The organism is Coleofasciculus sp. (assembly GCF_046539235.1).
Classification (GTDB): Bacteria; Cyanobacteriota; Cyanobacteriia; order Cyanobacteriales; family Coleofasciculaceae; genus Coleofasciculus.
In genome coordinates this window covers 1-4,026 of the sequence record NZ_JBKHHI010000521.1, presented here as the reverse complement: position 1 = coordinate 4,026, position 4,026 = coordinate 1, and the positions used below count along the sequence as shown (strand labels likewise).

The following is a 4,026-nucleotide window of genomic DNA, read 5'->3' as shown; positions in this document are numbered from 1 at the left end:
CGTCGTCTTTCCCATCACCTCCTAATCTGGCGTCGTGTGAGAAACTACCCATAGACAAACAGGGAAACAGGAAGTATTGGGACTTCCCCAAACGTTTCCCCATCCTTTTTGTTTGTTGTCCAATTAGGACAAGTTGTCCTTTACTGATTAAAATGGTAGACGATACAGATTGGAATAGCAACCCTCACTTGCCAACTCTTAGACAAGTTCGTGAACGCCTGAATATGACTCAGGAAGAATTTGCGCGTGAACTGGGGACAACAACCAGAACCATTGGACGTCACGAAAGAGGGGAACACAAGCTGAGGCTGACTTTAGGGCAAATCAAACGTTTGAAAGAACTTCTCGAACAAGCAGGAATGTCAATTGACGACTTACCCGACGATATCGATTGAGACAATATCAGTTCATCGGGTGTCTCAAGACTAGGCAGCACAAGGGATAGAGTAAGACTGAGACAGGGTATGTGATCGCGTGTTTTGGGGTGGAGAATGCGATCGCGCCACAGTACAAAACAAAATGCTGTTGATGCCAAAAGCTATGGTTAGACTGTGGGGAGGGTTCGGTTGTAATCCTGAGAGAGTGTGCGATCGCAAATCAAGCCTTATCGGATCAGAGGGTATGCCATCAGAGTCGAAGGTTGTACCCGTTACGCTTTTTGCCTATCACCGCTCAAACCCTTACTGGATGAGGCTTAAACCTAAGTGTAGTACATCGGCACTGGGGAAGCTTCAGTTTAAAGTGCGATCGCGCTATCATAGATACTCAACACAGGCATTCTGGTCTTAAAAGCTGTTTAAATAACCTACAGCTTAATCGCCAGCTTTTCTATCTAGGCGTTTCAGCATGAATATTACAGCAGCATTGAATGAAATTGTATCTCTCAGCATTGAAGAGAGAATCCGTCTGGTACAAGCAATCTGGGATAGTATTGCAGCCGAGCAAGCCTATCCCGATCTGACAGAGACGCAAAAACGGGAACTTGATCATCGAATTGATGACTATGAAATAAATCCGGACAATGTAATGACTTGGGAGGAAATAAAAGGATCGATTAAGGGGCACTAATGAATTACGCACTGGTATTTCGCCCGGAAGTTCGTGAAGAGCTTAACGAGGCATATCGTTGGTACGAGAGCCAAAAACGAGGACTTGGTGATGAGTTTTTGGATTGTGTGGATGAGATGCTAAATCGAATTTGTTTGATGCCAGAGTCTTATGCCATCGTATATCGTGATGTCCGACGGGCAGTAGTGCGACGTTTTCCTTATGCCGTTTACTATCGGATTGTATCAAGTCGGGTAATTGTGACGGCAATTTTTCATAGTCGGAGAAATCCTAAGTCGTGGCAGACACGAACTTAACTTGGACTGGATAGAAAGTCAAACGGAATCATTTATAAAGCTATGATAAATGGAAATAAATAAAATACATTATATTGCCTCTACCAATTATTTTCATCCGTGAAAACACGTACAAATAAATCTATTCCTTATCTATATATAAGTATTCACAACCACAAAAAAAGGTTAGAAGCATAATTTAACTTCTAACCCCAATCAGCCAGCCGATTAACAAATTAGTATTTAGTAAGACTGCCGATAACGTGCGGCTGTGGCGGCGATAGAACCAACTATCAAGGCAAAACTTATTAACATAGTGGGTTGGGAAGTAGAAGCATTATCATGATCAGGATTATGATCAGGAATCTGAGGTATAGTGCTAATGGGCAATCTTCTATTTTCCTCGTTTACTTGAGCGGAAGCGTCAGTGGTAAGCATATTCTTTGAGGTGCTGGTGTTATCTAAGGAAATAGCTGAGGCTTGTACCGCGTTGGCTGAAACAAAGCCAGACATGAGAGTAATACTGGTAGCGAGTAAGCTGAAACTTAGGAGACGTAAAGGTAGTTGTTTCATGTTCAATAGAGGGGTAATAGGTTTAGAAAAATTAGGGTACTCTGGCTTAAAAACTTAATAAGTAGTAATCCCTTATAGTTTTCTACTTTACTGAATCCGTGATTGTCTTGTCTATAGAGATTTAATGATTTTACAGAAGATTCAGCAAGGCTTATAGATTTGTGAATTCTAAGTAAATATGAATTTAAGTTGAATTTATGTTTAAAAAACGATAAATTTAAAAGTCAATACAAATAAATTTATGCCAAAAATTTGAATGAAGCGTTTGTGGTCATACCAAATTGCAGTCTAAGGTAGAATCTGTCATGCTGAGCGGAGTCCTGAGCGAAGCGAAGGAACAGTAGCGAAGCATCTGCGGAACCCTTCACGACTTGCGAGGACAGGCTCCGTTACGATCTGCATAATAAAAGCTCAGTTTGTGACCGCGAACAGTATACCAACTTAGTTTAACGCCGCGCTTTCTTCAAGTCCCGCAGCAATGATTCAGCCTGCTTGACACCCTCGCGATTGTCCTGACGCCGGAAGAGATCACGCGCTTTTTCCACAGAGGTAATCGCTTCGGCTATGCGCTCTCGTCCTTTTAATGCTAATCCTAAATTATAGTGGGCTTGGGCATCTTGGGGGACAATTTCAATTAAGCGTCGATAGGCGACAATGGCTTCTAAGTAATTTCCCTCGGTGAGTAAAATATCACCAATAGCGGCTTGCGCTTCAACTAAGTCGGATTGAACCGCCACGGCTCGTTGAAAGGCTTTCAATGCACCGACGAAATCTTCTTGAGCTTGGAGAATTTTGCCAATTTGCAGATAAACTTGACTATTATTGGGTTCTAGTTTTGCCGCTCGGTCAAAAGCCTTCAGTGCGGTGTCGATATCGCCCTGACTTAACCAAGCCATGCCCAATGTAAGCTGAATATTACTATCCAGAGGTGCTAAGGATTCAGCTTGTTGGAGTGCTTTAATCGCCTCTTGGGGACGCCCCTGTTGGAGAAAGACGGTACCCAGCAAATGGTGTGCCTGAGCATTCTTGGGTTGCAGACTGATGACTTGGCGGTAAACTTGGATGGCTCCGTCATAGTCCTTTTGACGCAGGAGGACAACCCCCAATCCCCAATAGGAGTTAATATGGTTACGTTCAAGTCTCAGTGCTTGACGATACGCCTCTGCTGCTGCTGCATTCTCTCCGGCATTGGCTAAACTGTAACCGAGAGCATACTGAAATTCCGCATTATTCGGCTCCAGGGCAATTGCCTGTTGATAGGCCCTAGTCGCTTCTCGGAAGTTCCCCTGACGCGCCTGGAGATAACCGATTCCGGAGAAAATCTTGGCATTATCTCGATCTAGATTAGCCGCTTGTTGATAGGTTGCGATCGCCTGAGGATAATTTCCTGAATCCACTAAGTCTCGCGCTTGGCGGAGTAACTCACGCAGCCGCTGTTGTTCCGGCTGTAGCTGGCTAACGAGTTGGGGTTGACTGGCTTGAACTACAGGCGTTAGGGTTATAGTCAGCCCGGTGAGGAATAGGCTACTCACCAGACATAGAGTCGGCTTGGACACAGCTAATTTTCTCGTCGCGATGGAGTGTAATAGTTTTGGTTTACGCCAACCAGAGCTAGACATCAGGACATCCTCAAAAGGCATAGGTAAGGGTTCAGTGCCAGTTTTCCAGCATAAATTTTGAACAAAGAGGATTGTAACAGAGAAAACCCATAACTTTAACCCAATTAAGCTCGCGAGTAACGTCCAATCAGTTGTGAAGAAGCCAGAATATGACCACTCATCGCCGCTTGAAGCTGCTCTTTGGTTGCCCCTGCGTCTAATCCCAATGTGCGGTCAAGGGCGTAGAGTTTAAAAAAGTAACGATGGATGCCACTGGGAGGACATGGACCCCCATACCCTAAATTACCAAAATCATTCTTACCTTGAGTCCCACCCTTCGGTAGTGGCTCTTGCGCCGGAATTCCTTGAGGTAACTGGCGAGTTTCCGGGGGGATATCATAGACAACCCAGTGCACAAAGGTTTGCCCAGGCGCATCTGGGTCATCGACAATTAACCCAAGGCTCTGGGTTCCTGTGGGGGGTGCATCCCAGTGGAGTTCAGGAGAAATCTC

Annotated in this window: 7 protein-coding genes; 4 read left to right on the top strand and 3 right to left on the bottom strand. The window is 44.7% G+C overall.

Going from position 1 to position 4,026, the window contains the following annotated elements; genetic code table 11:
- The 4 genes from ACLFWI_RS27900 to ACLFWI_RS27885 all read left to right on the top strand — a co-directional run.
- The coding region (locus ACLFWI_RS27900; RefSeq protein WP_446415641.1) for a helix-turn-helix transcriptional regulator at window positions 1-395 on the top strand (395 nt) is incomplete at its 5' end.
- Window positions 396-474: 79 nt separating this feature from the next.
- Entirely contained in the window at window positions 475-789 is a 315-nt protein-coding gene (locus ACLFWI_RS27895) for a hypothetical protein (RefSeq protein WP_446415640.1), read from the top strand.
- A gap of 57 nt (window positions 790-846) precedes the next feature.
- A complete protein-coding gene (locus tag ACLFWI_RS27890) occupies window positions 847-1,068 on the top strand; it encodes an addiction module protein (RefSeq protein WP_446415639.1) in 222 nt (73 codons plus the stop codon).
- Window positions 1,068-1,364 carry a type II toxin-antitoxin system RelE/ParE family toxin gene (locus ACLFWI_RS27885; RefSeq protein ID WP_446415638.1) on the top strand — a complete coding sequence of 99 codons (297 nt, stop codon included), beginning with the start codon at window positions 1,068-1,070 and terminating at the stop codon, window positions 1,362-1,364. Before ACLFWI_RS27890 ends, ACLFWI_RS27885 begins: the two co-directional genes overlap by 1 nt.
- Window positions 1,365-1,586: 222 nt before the next feature.
- Here ACLFWI_RS27885 and ACLFWI_RS27880 read toward each other — a convergent pair whose 3' ends face one another.
- From ACLFWI_RS27880 to ACLFWI_RS27870, 3 genes are all read right to left on the bottom strand, one after another.
- Complete coding sequence (locus tag ACLFWI_RS27880; RefSeq protein WP_446415637.1) at window positions 1,587-1,916, bottom strand: hypothetical protein; 330 nt, start codon at window positions 1,914-1,916, stop codon at window positions 1,587-1,589.
- 446 nt (window positions 1,917-2,362) lie between these two features.
- Window positions 2,363-3,535 carry a tetratricopeptide repeat protein gene (locus ACLFWI_RS27875; protein ID WP_446415636.1) on the bottom strand — a complete coding sequence of 391 codons (1,173 nt, stop codon included), beginning with the start codon at window positions 3,533-3,535 and terminating at the stop codon, window positions 2,363-2,365.
- A gap of 104 nt (window positions 3,536-3,639) precedes the next feature.
- Window positions 3,640-4,026 (bottom strand): YbhB/YbcL family Raf kinase inhibitor-like protein (locus ACLFWI_RS27870; RefSeq protein ID WP_446415635.1); only part of this gene is annotated, 387 nt, incomplete at its 5' end.

Coding starts and splice junctions, on each gene's coding strand:
- ACLFWI_RS27880 (WP_446415637.1), bottom strand. CDS start 1,916: ATGAAACAACTACCTTTACGTCTCCTAAGTTTCAGCTTACTCGCTACC.
- ACLFWI_RS27890 (WP_446415639.1), top strand. CDS start 847: ATGAATATTACAGCAGCATTGAATGAAATTGTATCTCTCAGCATTGAA.
- ACLFWI_RS27885 (WP_446415638.1), top strand. CDS start 1,068: ATGAATTACGCACTGGTATTTCGCCCGGAAGTTCGTGAAGAGCTTAAC.
- ACLFWI_RS27875 (WP_446415636.1), bottom strand. CDS start 3,535: ATGTCTAGCTCTGGTTGGCGTAAACCAAAACTATTACACTCCATCGCG.